Source organism: Paraburkholderia sp. UYCP14C, from assembly GCF_004197395.1.
Classification (GTDB): domain Bacteria; phylum Pseudomonadota; class Gammaproteobacteria; order Burkholderiales; family Burkholderiaceae; genus Paraburkholderia.
Genome location: NZ_SELS01000007.1, coordinates 86,765 through 107,476 on the forward strand (window position 1 = coordinate 86,765; position 20,712 = coordinate 107,476).

Genomic DNA, 20,712 nt, shown 5'->3' on the forward strand with positions numbered 1-20,712 from the left:
CTATGGGCAACAGGATGGCGAAGGACAATATCGAACGCCCGGCTCACGGGCGCAGCAGCACTGGACCCCAATCGAGCCCGATTGCCCGTCGCGGCTCACGACCCTCGCGGCGCTCGCGGCGAGTCATGCGCGGCATTGCCTGCTGGCTCGCGCTGCAGACCGCGCTGGCGTCGTTGATGCCGCTCGCTGAAGCGGCCACCCCGGCAGCCACCGCTGCGGCCAAACCAGCGTCGGGCCCGGCGACCGCCGGCGCGCCGCAAACCGCGCAAGTCGCAACCGGTGTCGGCAACGTGCCGGCGCCGAGCGCGGCGGTGCCGTTCGATCCGAACGCGATCGCCCAGGGCCAGCTCGCCACGCCGACGCCCGCGCTCGCGGCATCGTCGGTAAAGGCGCTCGGCATGCGCACGCCGACCACCGCCGAGCCGGGCACGCTGGTGCCCGGAGGCCGCCGTCAGACGCTGACGTTCGCCGACTTCGGCGCGCTCGATCCGCTGCAATTGCGCGGCGTCGACGGCCAGAACGGCATCGCGTTCTCGGTGCGCGGCGACGAGGTCGTGACCGGCGCGACGCTGCACCTGATCTACAGCTACTCGCCCGCGCTGCTGGCGAACCTGTCGCAGCTGAAGGTGCTGGTCAACGGCGAGGTCGCGGCGACGCTGCCGTTGCCGCACGAGCAGGCCGGCATGCTGGTCGCGCGCGACATCACGATCGATCCGCGCTTCATCACCGACTTCAACCACCTGAACCTGCAGCTGATCGGCCATTACACGACGGCCTGCGAAGATCCCGCGAACTCGTCGCTGTGGGCGACGATCAGCAATGCGAGCTCGCTCGACCTGACCTACTCGTCGCTCGCGACGAAGCCGGAGCTGGCCGCGCTGCCGCAGCCGTTCTTCGACCGCCGCGACGTGCGCCGCCTCGAACTGCCGTTCGTGCTCGCGCAGAAACCCGGCAACGGCACGCTCGAAGCCGCCGGCATCGTCGCGTCGTGGTTCGGCTCGCTGGCCGGCTATCGCGGCGCGGTGTTTCCGACCCAGCTCGACAACCCGCCGCTGTCGGGCAACGCGGTCGTGTTCGCAACCCCCGACCAGCATCCGGCCGGCGTCACGATTCCCGAGATCACCGGGCCGACCATCGCGGTGGTCGAGCGCGACCCGAGCGCGCGCGGCAAGCTGCTGCTGGTGCTCGGCCGCAACGAGGCCGAGCTGAAGACCGCCGCGAAGTCGCTCGGGATCGGCCATAGCACGCTGTCCGGCGCGAGCGCGACGATCACGTCGCTGACCGAGCTCACGCCGCGCGTGCCGTACGACGCGCCGAACTGGCTGCCGACCGACCGCGCGGTGCGCTTCGGCGAGCTCGCCGATCCGAAAGACCTGACCGTGTTCGGCTACGACGCCGACGCGGTGCGCATCAACATGCGCGTGCCGCCCGATCTGTTCATGTGGCACACGCGCGGCGCGCCGATCGATCTGCGCTACCGCTACACGGTGCGGCCGACGCGCGACCGCTCGTCGCTGAACATCAGCGTGAACAACGGCTTCGTGCAGGCACTGCCGATTCCGGCGCGGGCCGCGTCGGTGTTCGAGCTGAGCCGCTACTTCAACCTGATCATGCCCGACGGCACCGCCGACGCGCGCCGCAACATCCGCATCCCGTCCCTGCTGATGACGCCGCGCACGCAACTGCGCCTGCACTTCTACTACGACATCCCGAACACCGGCGAATGCGCGGGCCGCCTGCTGCAGAACGTGGTCGGCGCAATCGATCCGAACTCGACGATCGACCTGTCGTCGTTCCCGCACTACATGGCGCTGCCCGATCTGGCCGCGTTCGCCAATAGCGGCTTCCCGTTCACGCGGATGGCGGACCTCTCCGAGACCGCCGTCGTGCTGCCCGACGACGCCACCGCGAGCGACTACAGCCTGTATCTGCTGACGATGGGCCGGATGGGCGAATCGACCGGCTACCCGGTCGCCGGCGTGACGGTCACCCATGCGGCCGACGTCGATCGCTTCGCCGACAAGGATCTGCTGCTGTTCGGCGCGCCCGGCAAGCAGCCGCTGCTGCAGCGCTGGTCGAAGTCGATGCCGTTCTCCAGCGACGGCGCCGCGCACACGTTCCAGCTCACCGATCTCGTGTTCAAGCTGCAGGACTGGTGGCACGGCGAGCGCGGCGTCGAGCGCTCGCCCGCGCGCGCCGATCTGACGATGGTCAGCTCGAACGGCGCGGCCCTGCTGACCGGCTTCGAGTCGCCGCTGCAACGAGGCCGCAGCGCGGTTGCGCTGATCAGCGCGGCCGGCCCGTCGGACGCCGATCTGTCCGCCGCGCTGCTCGACGCCGACGTGCTGCCGAAGATTCAAGGCGCGATGGCCGTGATCCACGGCCGCGACGTGACCATTACGTCGAACGGCACCGCGTACTTTGTCGGCCGTCTGTCGCCGCAGGAGTATCTGCGCTGGGCGCTGTCGTCGCATCCGCTGCTGCTGCTGCTCGGCGGCGTGCTCGCCGCGCTGATCATCGCGGGCCTGTGCTACCGGACGCTGCGCGCGATCGCCGCGCGTCGACTGAAGGAATGATGGAACGGACATGACTCGTATGCGGTTTCGGATCGGCAGAAGAACTTCTTTTGCGCTGGCGCTCGGTATTGGCATGGCGGCGTCGGCGAGTCTCGCGGGCTTGAGCGGCACCGCTCAGGCCGCCCAGAACGGTGCTGCCTGCGGCGACTGGAGCGCGTGGCGCAGCTTCGTGCAACGCTTCGTGCAGGCCGACGGCCGCGTGATCGATTACTCGACGCCGGCTCAGCAGACCACCTCGGAAGGCCAGTCCTACGCGCTCTTTTTCGCGCTGGTCGCCAACGACCGCGCGACCTTCGACAAGCTGCTCGGCTGGACCCGCGCGAATCTCGCGGGCAACCAGTTCGACGCGCAGAACCTGCGCCTGCCCGCTTGGCAATGGGGCAGGAAGCCGGACGGCTCGTACGGCGTGCTCGATCCGAATTCGGCATCGGATTCCGACCTGTGGATCGCCTACGATCTGCTGCAAGCCGGCCGCCTGTGGCACAACCCCGCCTACACGCAGCTCGGCCAGGCACTCGCCGAGCGCATCGCGCACGACGAAGTCGCGAACCTGGCCGGCCTCGGGCCGATGCTGCTGCCGGGTGCGCAGGGCTTCAGGAACGGCAACGTCACGCGCCTGAATCCGAGCTATCTGCCGCTGCCGGTGCTGCGCGCGCTCGCGCACGAGGTGCCGGACGGCCCGTGGGCCAAGCTCGCCGACAACACGTTCCAGTTCGTCAAAACGGTCTCGCCGCAAGGCTTCGCACCCGACTGGGCGGCGTGGCAGAACGGCCGCTTCGTCGTCGATCCGAAAAACGGCGACGTCGGCAGCTACGACGCGATCCGCGTCTATCTGTGGGCCGGCCTCGCGTCGCCCGCCGATCCGCTCGCCAGGCCCTGGCTCGGCGCGCTCGGCGGCATGCGCGCGAAGGTCGAGCAGAACGGCTTCCCGCCGGAGAAGGTGTCGTCGACCACCGGCGCGTCGAGCGGCGAAGGCCCGCTCAGCTACTGGGGCGCGCTCGCGCCGTACTTCAAGGCACTGGGCGACGAGCACGGCCTCGGCCTCGCGCGCACCCGGCTCGCCGCGCTCGACGCGAGCGTGCCGGGCCGCGAACCGGTGTACTACGATCGTGTGCTGGGTCTGTTCGGCACGGGATTCATCGACGGCCGCTACCGCTTCGATGAAGCCGGCAGCCTCGTGCCCGCCTGGAGGACCGCATGCGATTGAACGCTCTCGCCGTGTCGCTGCGCATCGCGCTGTCCGTCGGCGCGGTCTTCTGCGTGGCCGCGGCCGCACCCGATGCGCTCGCGCAGGCGACCAAAGATCCGCTGACCGTGCTGATCGATCAGGGCAAGTACTGGCAGTCGCATCAACGCGGGGACCTCGCCGAGCAAGCGTGGCAGAAGGTGCTCAGCATCGATCCGAAGCAGCCCGACGCCCTGTTCGGCATGGGCATGGTGCTCGCCGACCGCAAGGACGGCGCCGGCGCGCAACAGTACCTTGCGCGGCTGAAGGCGGTCGCGCCGAATTATCCGAATCTCGACGAGCTCGGCCGCCGCCTCGGCGAATCGAGCCCGCGCGACCAGACGATCAACGACGCGCGCCGGCTCGCGCAAGCCGGCCAGAGCGCGAGCGCGGTGCAGGAGTATCAGCGCGCGCTGGCCGGCAAACCCGCCACGCCCCAGTTGCAGCTCGAGTATTACCAGGCGCTGTCGGCGACGCCGCAGGGCTGGGACGAAGCGCGCCGCGGCCTCGAACAGCTCGCGCACGACAACCCGAACGACCCGCGCTTCGCACTCGCGTACGCCCAGCATCTGACCTATCGCGACGTCACGCGGCGCGACGGGATCGCGCGGCTGCAGAAGCTCGCGGGCGATTCCACGGTCGGCGCGGCGGCGAAAAAGAGTTGGCGCCAGGCGCTGCTGTGGCTCGACGCGCGGCCCTCCGACGCCGCGCTGTACGAGTCGTACTTCCAGGCCGCCGGTGAAGACGCCGCCGTGAAGGCGCGCTTCGATTCCATGGTGCAACAGGACAGCGCGGCGCGCGCCCGCGCGCAGGAAAACGCCGCCGCCGACGCGCGCGGCCGCGTGATCGCCGAAGGCTTCGCCGCGCTCGACCGCGACGACCTCGTGAGCGCGCGCGCGAAGTTCTCGTCGGTGCTCGCGACCAGTCCTAACGATACCGACGCGCTCGGCGGCATGGGCATCGCCGCGCTGAAGCAGGAGCAATTCGCCGAGGCGCGCAACTATCTCGAGCGCGCGTCGCGCGGACCCAATCCGGCGCGCTGGAAGAGCGCGCTCGACAGCGCGACCTACTGGACCTACACGAGCGAGGCGATCGGCGCGCGCAGCAACGGCGAGTTCGCGAAGGCGAAGGCGCTGTTCGAGCGGGCGATCGCGCTGAATCCGTCGGACGTGACCGCGCAGGTGCAACTCGGCGAAATGCTGCTTCAGACCGGCGACCCGGCCGGCGCCGAGCAGGCGTACCGGATGGCGCTGCGCCGTCAGGCCGACAACCCCGACGCAATTCGCGGCCTCGTCGGCGCGCTCGCCGCGCAGGGCCGCGCCGACGAAGCGCTGCAGTTCGCCAATCAGCTGAATGCGGAGCAACAGGCGAAGGTCGGCGGTATCGACCGTTTGCGCGGCGACGCGCAGGCGGCGCAGGCGCGCGCCGCCGAAGCGCGCGGCGATCTCGGCACCGCGCGCAGCCTGTTCGAGGACGCGCTGCTCAACAAGCCCGACGATCCGTGGCTGCGGCTCGACCTCGCGCGCATCTACGTGCGCCAGGGTGCGGTCGCGAACGCGCGCAGCATGATGGACGGACTGCTCGCCACCCATCCCGACATGACCGATGCGCTGTACGCGAGCGCGCTGCTGTCGGCGGAAACCCAGGACTGGTCGACCGGTCTCGCGCAGCTCGACCGCATTGCGCCCGCGCAGCGCACCGACGCGATGACGACGTTGCAGCATCGGCTGTGGGTGCATCAGCAGGCCGACTTGGCGACGCGCATGGCGAAGAACGGCCAGACGCAGCAGGCCATCGCGACCTTGCGCGCGGCCGAGCCGGTGGCCGGCAACAACCCCGAGCTGATCGGCGTGATCGCCGGCGCGTACCAGCAGGCCGGCGATCCGGCCCGCGCGCTGAGCCTCATACGCGGCGCGATGAGCGCGGCGCCCGGCAACACCGATCTGCTGCTGCAGTACGCGGGCATTCTGTCCGCGGCCAACCAGCAGGCCGAGCTCGGCACCGTGATGCGCCAGTTGCAAAGCATGCAGCTGACGCCGCAGCAGCGCACCGACTTCAACAACCTGAATCTCGGCATCGTGATCCGCCAGGCCGATGCGGTGCGCCAGCGCGGCGACCTCGCCAGCGCCTACGAAGTGATCGCGCCATGGCTCGCCGCGATGCCCGACAACCCCGACTTGCAGGCCGCGCTCGGCCGCATGTACGCGAGCGCGGGCGACGACCGCAACGCGCTCACGAGCTTCCGCGTCGCGCTGCAGCGCCGCCCCGACGACCTGAACCTGCTGCAGGCGGCGATCTCGGCCGCGGCCGGCGCGAAGCAGTTCAGCTACGCCGAAACGCTCGCGAACCAGGCGCTCGCCCTTGCGCCCAACGACCCCGGCGTGCTCGCGACCGTGGGCCGCATGTATCGCGCCCAGGGCAAGCTGTCGCTCGCGGCGACCTATCTGCAACGCTCGCTCGTCGCGGCCAATACGCCGCTGATGGCGAACGCGCCTCGCAACGCCGGCGGCAACGTGCCGCGCGGCTGGGAAGCGGCGATGAGCCAGATCGGCGCGACGCCGCTGCCGGGCACCAATCCATTCGAAGGCAAAACCGCGATCGTCCCTTCGGGCGACACCGACAGTGCCGCGCCTTTCCTGAATACGCAGTCCTCCTCGCCGACGCAGACCGTGCCGAACTATCCGCCGCCCCCTCAGCCCGCGCCGTATGTCGCGCCTTATATGGCGCCCGCCACGACGCCTTATAACCCGCCCGCCGCACCGCCCACGCCCGTCGCCGCACCTTATGGCGCGCCCCGCTCCGCCGCCGAGGTCGGCGGCTACGGGCAGGAAGCCTACGGATCGAGCCAGTCGGGCGCGCCGTTGCAGCCTTATCCGGGGCAAGGCCAGGCGCCCACGCAGCCGATGCCGCAGCAGCAGTACAACGCGGGCTACGCGCAGCCGCAGCCTTATGCGCAGCAGCAGGCGTATCCGCAGCAGCAGCCTTACCCGCAGCAACCGGCATACGGCCAGCCGGCATACGCGCAGCAGCCCTACGGCGCGCAGGACGGCTATGCGGCCACACCATGGCCGATGTCGCCGGCCGCGCGCGAAGCGCAGGCCAACGCCGCGTCGACGCCGCTGCCGTACGGATCGACACGCACGAGCACGAAGAAGAGCGCAAAGAACAGCACCGCTAAAACGAGCCAACCGGCGCCGGTCTACGCGCAACAGCCGCTGCCGTATCAGCAGCAGCAGGGCTACGCGCAGCCGTACCAGCCGTACCCGCCGCAGCAGCCCTATCAGCAGCAACCCTATCAGCAGCAGCCTTACCCGAACCAGGGCTACTACGCGCAGCAACCCTACATCCCGCAGCCGCCCGCCGGCTATGCGCAGCAGTACTACCCGCCCGGCAGCGGCGCGCAGAACAATCCGCGCTCGAACGTCGCGAACGCGCAAACCCTCGGCGTCGCCGAAGAGCTGGCGCAGATCAATCGCGAGCAGTCGAGCACCGTGTCGGGCGGCCTGATCTTCCGCAATCGTGTCGGCGAGGACGGCCTGTCGTCGCTCACCGACATCGAGGCGCCGATCCAGGGGCGCATCAAGGCGGGCAACGGTCATGTGGTCGTCACCGCGACCCCGGTCACGCTCGACGCCGGCACCGCCTCGAACAGCCCGACGACGCTCGCGCGCTTCGGCGCGGGGATGTCGACCCTGCCGTCAGCGTCCAACGTCGTGGCCGGCAACAACGCCTACGGCAGCCAGACCGCGAGCGGCGTGGGCCTGTCCGTCGGCTACGACAGCCGCAACATCAGCGGCGACATCGGCGTGACGCCGATCGGCTTCCGCGAGACCAACATCGTCGGCGGCGCGCAGTACAACGGCGGCATCACCGACAAGGTCTCGTACTCGATCGCGGTCGCACGGCGCGCGGTGACGGACAGCCTGTTGTCGTACGCGGGCGCGCGCGATGCGGCGTCCGGCCTCGAATGGGGCGGCGTCACGTCGAACGGCGCGCTCGCCAGCCTGTCGTGGGACGACGGCACGAGCGGCGTATACGCGAACGCGTCGTATCAGCACTACATGGGCACCAACGTCCCGAGCAACAACGCGGTCAAGGGCGGCGGCGGCGTGTACACGCGTCTGCTGAAAGACGCCGACCAGACGCTGACGGTCGGCGTGAACACGACGATCATGGGCTACAACCGCAATCTGTCGTACTTCACGTACGGCCAGGGCGGCTACTTCAGTCCGCAGCAGTACGTGATCCTGAATCTGCCGGTCGAATATGCGGGCCGCGCAGGCCTCTTCACGTATGACGTGAAGGGCTCGATCGGTGTGCAGCATTACCGCGAGGATCCGTCGAACTACTTCCCGACCGATCCCACCCGGCAAAGCAACGCGGCGGCGTTCGCGAGCAGCAACCAGGCCCCGACAGGCGTGCAGAGCAATCAGATTTACCCCGGCCAGAGCAAGACGGGCGTGTCGTATTCGATCAGCGGCGTCGGCGAATATCAGCTCGCGCCGCAACTCGCGGTCGGGGCCACCGCATCGTTCGGCAATGCCTATGAATATCGTGAGTGGCTCGCGGCCGTGTACGTGCGCTACAGCTTCGACAGGCAGACCGGCTTGCAGCCGTTCCCGCCGGTGCCGCTGACGTCGCAGTATCTGTCGTTGTCCAACTGACGGATGCGCTCCACGGCTGAGCCCGACGCTTGCGCCTGAGAAGCCGCAAGCGTCGGGCTCACCCGTTCCTCACTTTCGTTCGCACTCCATCGCATAGCGCCGGCAATGCTCGAGATAGCCGGCCTCGTGACTGCTCACGAGCTCGACGATGCTGGTCCACAGCCAGCCCGGCGCGTCGAGCGTCTTCGAGCGCTTGCGGCGCAGCTCGGTAAGCCATGCGGCACGCTCGCCACGGTCCATCTGCCGCGCGTGCGCATTGCCGACCACCAGCGCGAGAAAGCGCGCGGCTTTCATCGCTTCGTCGCGGGTCAACTGTTCGATCGTCAGCTTCATGTCCTGCGGCAACAGCTCGCGGATCACCACCGCGCGCCCGTCGAGCCGCGCCGCGCGCATGCGTTCCCCTAGCGACGGCGCCAGATGCCGCGCGCCCTCGACGACCCGCTCGGCGTTGTCGCGCGGCATGCGCGCGCCCGCGTAGCGTGGCGCGGCCGCCTGCGCCGCTTCCTTGATATCGATCAGGCACAGGTCGTCGCCGTCGAGCGCGGCGCCGTCGATGTCGAGCAGCGCCGCGTAGCGCAGACGGCCGAGCGAGCTGCATCCCTTCACCCAATACGCGGCGTCGAGCACTTCGACTTCGGTGTCGTCGCCCGCGCCGCGCAACTGCGTCGCGAGCCGCGCAAGCGAGCCCTTTTCGAACAGCGCTTCGATCCCGCGCCGCTCGCTTTTCGCGAGCGGCCAGAAACGCGGGCCGAGCGGAATGGTCGGCTCGAGATCCTCGATGCGCTCTTCGGCGAGATGGCGCCACGAACGCCGGACCGCTTCTTTCATCACGACGCGTACGGCCTCGGGTTTTTCGGCGTGAATGTCGGCGTCGCCGGCGGCTTCGTCGAACGCGCGCTCGTAGCCGTCGGCGAGCGCCTCCATCATGCGCAGCGTCGTCAGGCCGGGCAGGTCCGAGCCGCGCGCGGCGGTGGCGAGCGACAGACCGAGACGGATCAGATCGTGCGCGGGATTGCCGATCACGGTCTGGTCGAGATCGCGAATCTGAATTTCGACGCGCCCTTGCGCATCGGCAACCGGACCGAGATTGCCGGTATGGCAATCGCCGCAGATCCAGATCGCCGGGCCTTCGGGTAGCGCATGGCCCTCGATGCTGTCGAGCCATTCATAGAACTTGCTGGTATTGCCGCGTACGTACGCGTGCGCGGAGCGCGCCATTTTCGCGTTACGCCGCCGGATCAGACGCGGCTGTCGCGCGGCGGGTTTGGGGAGTGGATATCGTGTGATGTTTTTGTTCGCCATCGTCCGGTGCGTCCTGTTGACGTTCGATGCTCGCGCAGGAATCGGCGACGTCAGCACGATTCGCACCTGACAGTCCGCACGACTCCCCCTTACACGAGGATATCGATCCAGGCGGACATTGCGGGCGCTTCTTCCGCTTTTGCCGCGCGACAATCGCACCCCGAGGTAAATGTTGCCCGCACATCGAGCGACATGCCGAATCAGTACGTTTTCGGACATTGCTGCATGCCCGGCAAAACCCGAATAGCGTCTGCGATGAAGTCAACCGCACTGCGTTGTGCCCTACAATAATTGCAGCTCGCGAGGCCGCGCGAAACCCTCGAAGCTTCGCTCAAGAGCCCACCATTTTCGACCTGATTGCACGTGGAGCGCTGCATGCCTTTTCCGGCACAAGAACACGGCTGCGCCGGCTGGCGCGGCGAGATGGCGCGACGCATCAGCGAATTCGACTGGCGCGCGACCAGCCTCGGCGCAATCGAAAACTGGCAGCGCAGCCTGACCTCGACGGTCCTGATGATGCTCGCGTCGCCGATGCCGCTCGTGCTGTTGTGGGACGAGCCCGGCTACATGATCTACAACGACGCGTATGCGGTCTTCGCGGGCGGCCGGCATCCGTATCTGCTCGGCCGTCCGGTCGAAGACGGCTGGCCCGAAGTCGCCGACTTCAACCATCACGTGATGGTCACCTGCCTCGCGGGCGGCACGCTGTCGTATCGCGACAAGGAACTCGTGCTGCTGCGTGACGGCAAGCCCGAAGACGTGTGGATGGATCTGTACTACAGCCCGGTCGCGGGCGACAGCGGCGCGCCGGCCGGCGTGCTCGCGATGGTCGTCGAGACCACCGGTCGCGTGCTCACTGAGCGCCTGCGCCAGCAAGCCGAAGCCGAACTGCACGAGACCAACGAACGCCTGCAGCTCGCGCTGAACACCGGCGCGGTGCTCGGCACCTGGGTGCTCGACGTGCGCACCGGCGAAGTCACGGGCGACGAACGCTTCGCGCGCACCTTCCTGTTCGCGCGCGACAAAGCGTCGAAAGGCGTCGCGCGTAATGCCGTAACGCAGATGATCCACCCCGACGACCAGGCGCTCAACGACCACTTGACGGCCGAAGCGATCCGCAGCGGCGAGCCGTTTCGCGCCGAGTACCGAATCCAGCGGCCTGACGGCAGCTATATGTGGGTCCAGGCGAACGGACGCTGTCAGTTCGACGAACACGGCGAGCCGACGCGTTTTCCGGGCGTGCTGATCGACATTCACGAGCGCAAGATCGCCGAACAGCAGCTTCTTCAGTTAACCGAAACACTCGAGCAACGCGTCGCCGATTCGATCGCGGCGCGCGCGCTCGCCGAGGAGCAGCTGCGCCAGGCGCAGAAGATGGAAGCGATCGGCAGCCTGACGGGCGGTGTCGCGCACGACTTCAACAACGTGCTGCAGGTGATCAACGGCAATCTGCAGATGCTCGCGGCCGACGCCGACGACGACCCGGTCACGCAGCGGCGTCTATCCGCCGCGACCGATGCGGTCAAACGCGGCGCGAAGCTCGCCGCGCACCTGCTCGCGTTCGCGCGGCGTCAGCCGCTGTCGCCGACCGTGCTGAATCCGCGCCGCCTGCTGACCGGCATGAGCGAGATGCTGCACCGCGCGCTCGGCGAAACGGTGCGCATCGACACCGTGCTCAGCGACGATCTGTGGAACGTGCAGGTCGACCGCAATCAGCTCGAAAACGCGCTGCTCAATCTCGCGATCAATGCACGCGACGCGATGCGCGCCGACGGCGTGCTCACCGTGCGCGCGACCAACCGCACGCTCGACGCCGCGTTCTGCCGCGGCAAGCCGGAGCTGTCGCCGGGCGAATACGTGGAGTTCTCGGTGGCCGACACCGGCTCGGGGATGCCGCCCGAAGTGCTGCAACACGTGTTCGAGCCGTTTTTCACGACCAAGCCCGACGGCCACGGCACCGGCCTCGGCCTCTCGATGGTGTTCGGCTTCGCGCGGCAAAGCGGCGGGCATGTGACGATAGAAAGCGAAGTGGGACAAGGCACCACGGTATCGCTATTCTTTCCGCGCTGCTGCGAGGCGGAGACGCCGGAAGCCATCGACGGCACCGCGGCGTCGGTCGGCGGCGGCGAAACGATACTCGTCGTCGAGGACGATGCCGACGTGCGCCTGACCGCGGTCGACATGCTCGCCCAGCTCGGCTACAAGGTGCTGACCGCGTCGAACGGCGACGCGGCGCTCGAGTTCATCGACAGCGACGTGCCGATCGATCTGCTGTTCACCGACGTCGTGATGCCCGGCAAACTGAAGAGCGTCGAACTCGCGCAGCGCGCGGCCGCGCGCACGCCGCCGCTGCCTACGCTGTTCACCTCGGGCTATACGCGCGACGAGATCGTCCACCACGGCAAGCTCGACGCGGGTATCACGCTGCTGTCGAAGCCCTATCGGCGCGACGATCTTGCTCGTCTGGTGCGCAACGTTCTACGCGCGGGCGCCGCACGCGCGGACCAGGCGGCCGCGATGCGCGAAGCGCGTATCGCCGCGTGCGTGCCGCCCGTCGCGTACGAAAGCGCCAATACGTACGACGCCACCAAGGCCCCGCGCAACGAGTTGAAAAAAGAATCGAAGAACGAGCCGCACAAGCAGAGCCGCTCGCGCGCGACCGCCGAGACCGCGCGCGTGCTGTTCGTCGAGGACGACACCGAATCGCGCGAGGCGCTCGGCGAACTGCTCGGCGCGCTCGGCCTCGCCTGCACCGCGGTCGAGAGCGCGGAAGCCGCGCTGCCGCTCGCGAACACGCAGCACTTCGACGTGCTGTTGACCGACCTCACACTGCCCGGTATGTCCGGCGACGAACTCGCGCGCGCGGTGCGGCAAGTGCAGCCGGAGATACACGTGCTGCTGGTGTCGGGTTACGGTCACAGCGCGGAGATCGGTGCGGCGATTCCGGGCGCGCGGATGCTGGGCAAGCCGCTCGATCTTGCGCAGTTGCGACACGAGCTCGCGCAATGGCTCGACCACACTGAAGCGGCGTCCTGCTCCAATGCGCGAGCTTGAGCCGCCGTAGCTGACGTGTCGCCATGGTGCGTCAGATCGACCTGAACAACGGGCTTTTCGCAAGCGCTTCGGCGCCGTCCGCATTGCTGAGGAATTTCTCCGTGTAGATGTCGCGCTCGAACAGCTGCCCCTGCATCAGCGCGCGAATCGACGCCTCGATCATCACCGGCGGTCCGCACAGATAGGCCTTGTGGCCACGAAAATCACCGCCGAAATGCGCCTTCGCGGCCTCGTGGACGAAGCCCCGGAAGCCCTCCCATGCACTGCCCTCGGCCTCGTTCGACAGCGCCGGCACATAGGTGAAATTCGCGTGCCGCCCGGCGAGATCGACGAACTCGTCGTGGTAGTACAGCTCCGCGCGATCGCGCGCGCCATACACGAGCGTGATCGGCCGGGTGTCGCCCTCGTCGAGCAGATCGAGCAGCATCGAGCGCGGGCTCGACAACCCGGAGCCGCCCGCGATCAGGATTACCGGCTGCGGGTCCGACGCCCGCACGAAGAACCGGCCGAACGGCCCGCTGAAACGCAGCGCGTCGCCGGGTTTCAGCGCTTCGTGCAGATAGCCGGTACCCTTGCCGCCCGGCACGCGCCTTACGTTCAGCTCGATCAGCGTCGACGAACCCGGCTTGCCGGCGAGCGAGAACGCGCGCGGCATGTCTTCGCCTGGAATCCGCACGTTCACGTATTGCCCCGCCTGAAACTCGATGCCGTCGCCGTCCAGTTCGACGAAGATGCCCTTGATCGTCGGCGTCAGATCGACGCTGTCCTTCACGCGTCCCGTGAAGTCGCGCACCGGGAAGTGGCGCGCGTCGACGTCCTCGTCAATATCGGCTTCGATCGTCAGATCCGATTGCGCGGTCGCGCAGCAGGCGAGGCACTTGCGTTCGTCGCGCTCGAAATCCATCAACGCAAACGGCGACGCGTTGCCATGCTCGATCTCGCCGTCGACCACCTGCACCTTGCAGGTCGCGCACAAACCGTGGCAGCACGCGTGCGGCAACCACACGCCGGCGCGCAGGCACGCGTCGAGAATGGTCTGATCGTCGCCGATTTCGATCGTATGGCCGATCGGCTCGATGGTTAGCTGGTAGCTCATGTCAGCGTCTCCTCTTTCTCTGATCGGGTGAATGCGCGGCCTAGCTGCACGAGCCGCGAAGGCCGGTCAGGCCCGGCGTGCGAAAACGGATCAGCGCCTTGTGACGCAAGCCGTTTTCTTCAAGCGTCCGATCGAACACGGGCGTAAAGCGCTCGTTCGAGCGGAACCACTCGATGTCGTCGAGCTTCACCTCTTCCCAATCGGGATGCGCTGAATAGATGCCGGGAAGCACGTCGTTCGCGAGCGTCGCGAATGTCATCGACGGAGGCACCGGAATGCAATGCGGCGCACAGAACATCAGATGATCTTCCCAGCCGATGAACAGCAGCCGGTTGCCGTGGAAGTTCTCCTCCCGGTCCTTCACTTCGCCCGTGTAGCCTTCTTTGAGCGCGATAACTGACATGATGTGTCTCCTTCGGATTCGATTGGCGTGGGCGAGCGTCACGCGGCTTGCGCGGCAGGCGTGCTTTGCGCTGAGGCTGCGGCGGCGCTTTCCGTGGTCCCTTCGGTGGTCCCTTCGCCGCCGTGGCTCGGCTTGCCGGTCCAGCGCAGCCAGTTCTTTCGGTCGGGCGAATCCTCGAATTCATGGCCGTCCGCGCCCACGTTGATGTGGTAATAGCGCAGCACTTCGGCGAGCGGATCGAAATCGGCGGCGGACGGGTCCGCGTCTTTCTCGAAGCAGTTGCCCTGGTAGATCTGATGCACGGGCAACCAGGCCTGCACGTATTTCTCCGGCTCGTTGTCGAAGATGTCCTTGCAGCCGTCCGAGCAGAAGTGATACTTGTTGCCGAGGTAATCGCTTTCGCGGTAGCAGGTTTTGGTCGGATCGTCGAGCTCGGTGAAAGCCATCGGGATCTGACAGATCTGGCACAGCATCGGCAGCGTGTTGTTGTAGAAGCGCTTGCCCGCTTTCTGCTGCTCGCGCCAGTACTCGAAGCGCGGACGATACAGCTTGTCGAACGTCGCCGGATACTTGTCGGCGAGCCAGTCCATTTCGTCATCCGACGGAATCCACGTGTGCATCGCCGCCGCGTGCGTGTAGTTGTAGAAGATGCCCCACGCCTCGTGCGAAATGCGGTCCTTCTCCTTCGAGGCGACCTCGTGGTACTTCGGCATGCGAATGCCGTAGCGTTCGAGGTCATGAAACAGCGCGCCGCCGTTCTTCTCGAAGTAGGTTTCCCACGCTTCCTGCCACGACATGATCCGCTTGGGCAGCATGTAGTCCATCATCATCGCGACGAGCGTCAGCAATCGGTAACCGCGCCAGAACCATTTGTCGATCCACTTCTGGATGATCGGCACGTTGCCCGGGTCCTGTTCGAGCAGGAACTTCACGACTTCGAGACCGAGCGTCATATGGCGAGATTCGTCGGATTGCGCGGAGAAGCCGAACGTCACCGTCGCCATGTCGCCGTTGAATGCAGCGCCTGACATGAACGGCATGAACAGCAGATTGGTCAGCACGTACTCGAACGAGAACGAGATCGCGGTGACGAACTCGAACGGGCCGGCGCTCATTGCGTCTTCGAAATACGACTTCGGCACCGACAGATACCAGACCCGGTCGTGCATGTGCTTGAAGTCGTGAAAGCCATTGAAGAACTTGTTGTAGTGGCTGATCGTGTGAACCTGCGTCTGCGCGTGGCGCAGTTCGTCGATCGCCTGCATCTGACACGCGATGCGCGCGCCGGCGCCGCGAAAGTTGCGGCCGGCCAGCGCGAAGCCGCGGTGTGCAGCATATTCGAGCGGACTCACGCCGGTCAGGAACAGCTTCAGCGCGTTGATATAGCGCGGGTCGGTCACGTTGAACTGGCCATTGTTCTGCTGGAACGCGTCGATGATCGCGTAGAGCTTGCGTTCCTTTTCACCCTGATATTTCCAGTAAGCGTCCATCGTCAGACGGAACGGGTCTTCCCATTTGTCCCAGTCGTGGACCTTGATGCCTTCGAAGCGGTCGTACGGAAAGACCTCGTCCATCGGCTGATAGGTCGTCTCCCAGCCGAGGCCGCGCGTCAGCATCGCGTAGTTTTCCTTGATGCTCAGCTTCTTCGGCGTCGTGTTCGTGGTGCTCATCGTGCGTCTCCCATGCGATTGTTCGCGGCCGCTCAGGCCTTCCATTCGAGAATGAATTCGTCGTCGGTCTCGTCGATGTTGCCGCCGAGCGAAATCAGATTGAGTTGCAGCTCGCGCAGATCGAAGTCGCGGCCAATGCGCTCCTCGATCGACTCGCGCCGGATCACGAGCCGCCCGACCGCGTCGATCTTGACCATCGCCGGAAACGCGTTGACGACGGCATGCGGGTTGTCCGCTTCGATCGCTTCGATGATCGGGCGCGAGTCGTCGTTGGCCTGAAACGCGATGAATACCGAATCAGCCATGGTGGGCCTCCTGTGCCTGTTGTTCTGCCTGTTCCGCCGGTTCAGCCGCGAGCGGCACGCCCTGCTTCTGCACGCGCGCATCGAACGCCTGCGTGATATCGCGGAACGCCGCTTCGGCCTCGTCCGCGCCAAGCGCCTCGACCGCAAGCGGACACAGCGCGTCGAGCACGCGCGAGCGCCACTTCGTGATCCACCGGCCGAGCAACACGGCGTTGTCCGTCGACTCCGCCGCCGCGGTCTTCAACGTCGCATCGACCCAGCGACCCGTTTCGTCGTACCAGCTGCTCGCGAACTCGTTCAGCATGCCGAGCGCCGCGCCGTAGTCGCGCGACAAACGCTGGTCGATATGCCGATACACGAGCGGATACAGCAAGCCATCGAGCACGACGTTCTGCGCGACGAAAGTTTCGAACCAGTCCTGCACGACCATCATGTCTTCGACCACGCGGCGCAGGCCCTGCCACATCGGATCGTCGAGCCATTGCGTCTTGCCAACGACCAGCGACGCGCCCGAATTGCCATCGAGCAGCAGACCGATACGCGACAGGTACTGCGCGATGCCGAGCCGGTCCATCGCGTGGAACATCGTCGCCTGCGTGATCGCGGTGCCCCAGCCGTAGCCGGTCACGAAGCAGTTGTTGGTATTGGCCGCCCATTCGATATGGCGCAGCGGCACCATCAGCGCGGCGATACGCGCTCTCGCGTCGTCCGGCAGATCGGCGAGCAGACGCCGCCGCGTGACGAACTCGAGGTTCTTCTCCATTGCGTCCTGCTGCCTCGCGCGGGCGATCGTGTACGCGCCGTAGTAGTACTGGCGCGGGTCCTTGAACGCGTACCAGTCGTTCATGCGGATTGCCGTGCGACCCTTGTCGTAGAGCGCGAAGCCGGGCTGCCACAGCGGCCGGTAATGGAAGTTGTCTTCGGGCTGCAGCTCCAGCGTCGCTTCCTGATAGCGCGACGCCGGCTTGTCCGCGCCGAGCCTTCTCGCGACATGCGAGAAGGTCTGGCGGATCTGCTCGACCGAGGACGTCTTGATGTCGATCTGCATGGGGTGTCTCCTTTGTCTCTGATGCGAGGGCTTCGATGGTTATGCGCGCTTCATTCAGTGACACCCGGCTCGCCGTAGCGCCACTTCAGCTGTTCTAGATCGAGCGCCGCGGCTTCGTCGTCGCTCAACTGACACACGCGATGACTCGCGCAAAAGGACGCATAGTCTGGTGCGCTCATCACGAGCTCGACGCTCAGGCCCGGATCGCCCATCGAAAAATCGAACTCGACGAAACCGTCGTCGCGACGCTCGCGCACGCGCACATAGCGCCGCGTGACGTCGAAGCTTCGCGAGACCGGTTCGGCGTGGGGTGAATGCGAGGGCATCACTGTCTCCAGATGGTTTTGCGTTATCCGTCACTGCACGCTTTGGTTGAACTCGGCGGCAGCGCGCCTATTAATGCAACCGCTATGCCAACGAACCCGGACAGACCGCGCGCCACGCGGCGAAAGGCGCACAATTCCTTGTGAATCAACGCCCAAACGCCAAACGGAAATTTGCGCGACGCCTGCGCGGCGAAACGCGCGCAGGCTTGCGCTAGATCAAATGATCGAAACCTAGCGGTTGCACGCGTGGCGCAGCCGATCAAATCGTCATCAGGGAACACCCGAAGACGATCCGCACGCGATTCGCGATGCAGCCGCGCACGCGGCATTGCATACTGACGGCCGGCATCCGCCGGAGAAAACACAGACAAGCAGCTGGAGACGAATTCCGATGGCCACCCAAAGCAAGCCTGCGGCGAACCCGCGCATGTCGATGGTCTCGCCCAAGGGCGACTGCGTGGACAGCCTGCGCTATCCGGACATCGCGGACCTGATGTCGAGGCTGCACTTCTCGCCCGGCGACGGGCGCATCTGGCTCGGCGATCAGCGCATGCTGCTGATGCATACGGGCTCGGTCGGCGTAATGCGCCGCGAGTTGATCGACAGTCTCGGCATCGATGCGGCGCGCGGCCTGCTCACGCGCATGGGCTACAACTCGGGTGCACGCGACGCCGAGCTTGCGCGCAAGACACGCCCCGATAGTTCGATCACCGAGATGTTCGCGGTCGGGCCGCAACTGCACATGCTCGAAGGCATAACCGTGGTCGAGCCGGTGCGGCTCGAGCTCGACGTCGAGAAGGGCCAGTACTACGGCGAATTCATCTGGAAGAACTGCGCGGAAGACGAGGAGCATATCCGCATCTACGGGATCGGCGCGGAGCCGGTGTGCTGGACGCAGATCGGCTATGCGTCGGGCTATACGAGCGTGTTCATGGGACGGCCGATTGTCTATCGCGAAGTCGAGTGCCGCGCGCTCGGGCAGTCGCAATGCCGGATCGTCGGCAAGCCGGTCGAGGAATGGGGCGACGAAGCCGCCGACGATCTGCGCTTCATGCAGGCGCAGTCGTTTACGCAGGGGCTGTCGGCGGCGGCGATCAAACGTGACGTCGCAGCCGACGCCACCCTCGCCGTGCTCGGCGACGCCCGTGCGTCCACCCCGACCGCCTTCGGCGACGACAACATGGTCGGGGCGTCGCCCGGCTTCAATGCCGTGTGCCATATGATCCGGCGCGTCGCGAACACGCGCGCGACCGTGCTGTTTCTCGGCGAAAGCGGCGTCGGCAAGGAAGTGTGCGCGCGCACGCTGCATCGGATCAGCGCATGCAGCGATGGTCCGTTCGTCGCGGTCAATTGCGCGGCGATTCCCGAAGCGCTGGTCGAGTCGGAGCTGTTCGGCGTCGAGCGCGGCGGTTTCACCGATGCGACGCATAGCCGCCCGGGCCGCTTCGAGCGTGCCGACGGCGGCACGCTGTTTCTCGACGAGATCGGCATTCTGAGCCTGACCGCGCAGGGCAAGCTGCTGCGCGCGCTGCAGGAGGGCGAGATCGAACGGATCGGCGATACGCAGATGCGCCGCGTCAATGTGCGCGTCATCGCCGCGACGAATCTCGATCTGAAGGACGAGATTCGCGCGGGACGTTTCAGGGAGGATCTGTATTTCCGGCTCAACGTGTTTCCGATTCGCGTGCCATCGCTACGCGAGCGGCGCGAGGATTTGCCGGTGCTGCTCAATCACATGCTGCACAAATACCGCGAACGTCACGGGCGCGACGTGACCGGCTTCACCGGACGCGCGCTCGATGCGCTCTTGAACTACGGCTGGCCCGGCAATATCCGCGAGATGGAGAACCTCGTCGAGCGCGGCGTGATTCTCGCGCCGGACGGTGGGGCGATCGACATCGGCCATCTGTTCACGAGCGGCGAAACCATCGACGCGCAGATGTTCGGCCTCGGCACCAACGGCTCGCTAACGCCGTCGGGCTCGCTGCTCGATCAGCAGGCGGGAGGCAACGGCGAAGTGGAGCGCGTGGTCAGAAAAGTGAACGATCTGCTGATGGGCGCGAGCGGCGACATCGACCCGACCTCGCTCGACGATATCGAAACCGCGTTGCTGAAAAGCGCGGTGCAGCGCGCGCAGGGCAATCTGTCAGCGGCTGCGCGCACGCTGGGGATTACGCGGCCGCAGCTGGTTTATCGGTTGAAGAGCCGCGGACTGCGGGTGTAGGAAAGCGAGCGGCGCTCGTTTTCAACAGCGGTTTCGTGCGCCGCGCAATCCGGTACTCCCGCCCCTACCCCCGCCCCGTCCGCCGGAACACGTCGACGAGTTTGTCGACGATCCGGTTCAAATCGTTGCGCTCCTGCGCCGAGAGCATCGACAGCATTTCCGTTTCCATCGACTGACCGAGTTCGTCGGCCGTCGTGCGCAGCCGCTTGCCGGCCGCGGTGGCCCACAGCTGGAAGTGACGCGCGTCGTCGGGATGGATCGTGCGCCGCACCAGTTTGCGCTCGATCAGGTCCGCGACGAGCTTCGACAGCAGCGTCTTTTCGATCAACGTCTGCTCCTTCAACTCGGTCGCGGTAATTCCCTCCGAGTGGCAAATAACCCGCAGCACGCGCAGCGAACGCACGTCGAGTCCCACCGCGCTCCTGTACGACGCATTGGCCCGGCTGATCATTTCGCTCTTGACGAGGTCGAGCTTGAAGGTCAGAAAGTAATTCCACTGGGTATCGCGGGCAACGGCGCTGTCGCTCGCCGCAGTCTGAGCGGGCTTCTGCGCTCCGTGTTGCGCCTGGTCCGCGGCTTTCTCATGGGCGTCGTCGCGCACCACCGCCCGATCCGCGTCCCCCGCCGTACCGTTCGCTTCCTTCTTCGCGCGGTCCTTCGCGTTTCCCCTCTGTCTCGCCACTGGCGTTCCTGCTCGCATCTCTTCGCGTCCTGTCTGAAGGCTTTGCTTAATTGAAGCCCGATTAGCCGGCGCGCCTTACCTCAAGTGCTTGCGTGTTGGGCTCACGCCAGCACCCACGGGCCTCACGCCGCGCCGGC

The 20,712-nt window shown here is 66.5% G+C and carries 13 protein-coding genes; 5 read left to right on the forward strand and 8 right to left on the reverse strand.

What is annotated here, in order from left to right:
* Positions 1-2 precede the first annotated feature (2 nt).
* The 3 genes from bcsB to EVC45_RS08745 are packed head-to-tail and all read left to right on the forward strand — an operon-like array spanning position 3 to position 8,465.
* Complete coding sequence (bcsB, locus tag EVC45_RS08735; RefSeq protein WP_129957598.1) at positions 3-2,576, forward strand: cellulose biosynthesis cyclic di-GMP-binding regulatory protein BcsB; 2,574 nt, start codon at positions 3-5, stop codon at positions 2,574-2,576.
* Positions 2,577-2,595: 19 nt separating this feature from the next.
* Positions 2,596-3,783, forward strand: a complete 1,188-nt coding sequence (gene bcsZ / locus EVC45_RS08740; protein ID WP_129957721.1) for a cellulose synthase complex periplasmic endoglucanase BcsZ — start codon at positions 2,596-2,598, stop codon at positions 3,781-3,783.
* Entirely contained in the window at positions 3,774-8,465 is a 4,692-nt protein-coding gene (locus tag EVC45_RS08745) for a cellulose synthase subunit BcsC-related outer membrane protein (RefSeq protein ID WP_129957599.1), read from the forward strand. The genes bcsZ and EVC45_RS08745 overlap by 10 nt, the downstream gene beginning before the upstream one ends.
* Before the next feature lie 69 nt (positions 8,466-8,534).
* On the opposite strand, the gene EVC45_RS08750 is transcribed toward EVC45_RS08745, so the two are convergent.
* Positions 8,535-9,767, reverse strand: coding sequence for a DUF2252 domain-containing protein (locus tag EVC45_RS08750; RefSeq protein WP_129957600.1), 1,233 nt, complete (start codon positions 9,765-9,767; stop codon positions 8,535-8,537).
* 375 nt (positions 9,768-10,142) lie between these two features.
* On the opposite strand from EVC45_RS08750, the gene EVC45_RS08755 reads away from it, so the two are divergent.
* Positions 10,143-12,821 (forward strand): response regulator, encoded by a 2,679-nt coding sequence (locus EVC45_RS08755; RefSeq protein WP_129957601.1) that lies wholly within the window; start codon positions 10,143-10,145, stop codon positions 12,819-12,821.
* Between the two features lie 31 nt (positions 12,822-12,852).
* Here the strand turns inward: EVC45_RS08755 and EVC45_RS08760 are convergent, their stop codons facing one another.
* Genes EVC45_RS08760 through EVC45_RS08785 form a run of 6 tightly spaced genes read right to left on the reverse strand, consistent with a single transcriptional unit; the run spans position 12,853 to position 17,669 of the window.
* Complete coding sequence (locus EVC45_RS08760) at positions 12,853-13,917, reverse strand: NADH:ubiquinone reductase (Na(+)-transporting) subunit F (RefSeq protein WP_129957602.1); 1,065 nt, start codon at positions 13,915-13,917, stop codon at positions 12,853-12,855.
* 40 nt (positions 13,918-13,957) lie between these two features.
* Positions 13,958-14,320, reverse strand: a complete 363-nt coding sequence (locus EVC45_RS08765) for a phenol hydroxylase subunit P4 (RefSeq protein ID WP_129957603.1) — start codon at positions 14,318-14,320, stop codon at positions 13,958-13,960.
* Between the two features lie 38 nt (positions 14,321-14,358).
* Positions 14,359-15,990, reverse strand: coding sequence for an aromatic/alkene/methane monooxygenase hydroxylase/oxygenase subunit alpha (locus EVC45_RS08770; protein ID WP_129957604.1), 1,632 nt, complete (start codon positions 15,988-15,990; stop codon positions 14,359-14,361).
* Between the two features lie 32 nt (positions 15,991-16,022).
* A complete protein-coding gene (locus tag EVC45_RS08775; RefSeq protein WP_129957605.1) occupies positions 16,023-16,295 on the reverse strand; it encodes an MmoB/DmpM family protein in 273 nt (90 codons plus the stop codon).
* Positions 16,288-17,343: an aromatic/alkene monooxygenase hydroxylase subunit beta gene (locus EVC45_RS08780; RefSeq protein WP_129957606.1), complete on the reverse strand. Its 1,056-nt coding sequence runs from the start codon at positions 17,341-17,343 to the stop codon at positions 16,288-16,290. The genes EVC45_RS08775 and EVC45_RS08780 overlap by 8 nt, the downstream gene beginning before the upstream one ends.
* Positions 17,344-17,393: 50 nt before the next feature.
* Positions 17,394-17,669, reverse strand: coding sequence for a phenol hydroxylase subunit (locus EVC45_RS08785; protein WP_129957607.1), 276 nt, complete (start codon positions 17,667-17,669; stop codon positions 17,394-17,396).
* Between the two features lie 391 nt (positions 17,670-18,060).
* Here EVC45_RS08785 and EVC45_RS08790 point away from each other — a divergent pair, with 391 nt between their 5' ends.
* Positions 18,061-19,893, forward strand: a complete 1,833-nt coding sequence (locus EVC45_RS08790) for a sigma-54-dependent Fis family transcriptional regulator (RefSeq protein WP_248295068.1) — start codon at positions 18,061-18,063, stop codon at positions 19,891-19,893.
* 64 nt (positions 19,894-19,957) lie between these two features.
* On the opposite strand, the gene EVC45_RS46635 is transcribed toward EVC45_RS08790, so the two are convergent.
* Complete coding sequence (locus EVC45_RS46635; protein WP_248295069.1) at positions 19,958-20,575, reverse strand: MarR family winged helix-turn-helix transcriptional regulator; 618 nt, start codon at positions 20,573-20,575, stop codon at positions 19,958-19,960.
* Positions 20,576-20,712 lie beyond the last annotated feature (137 nt).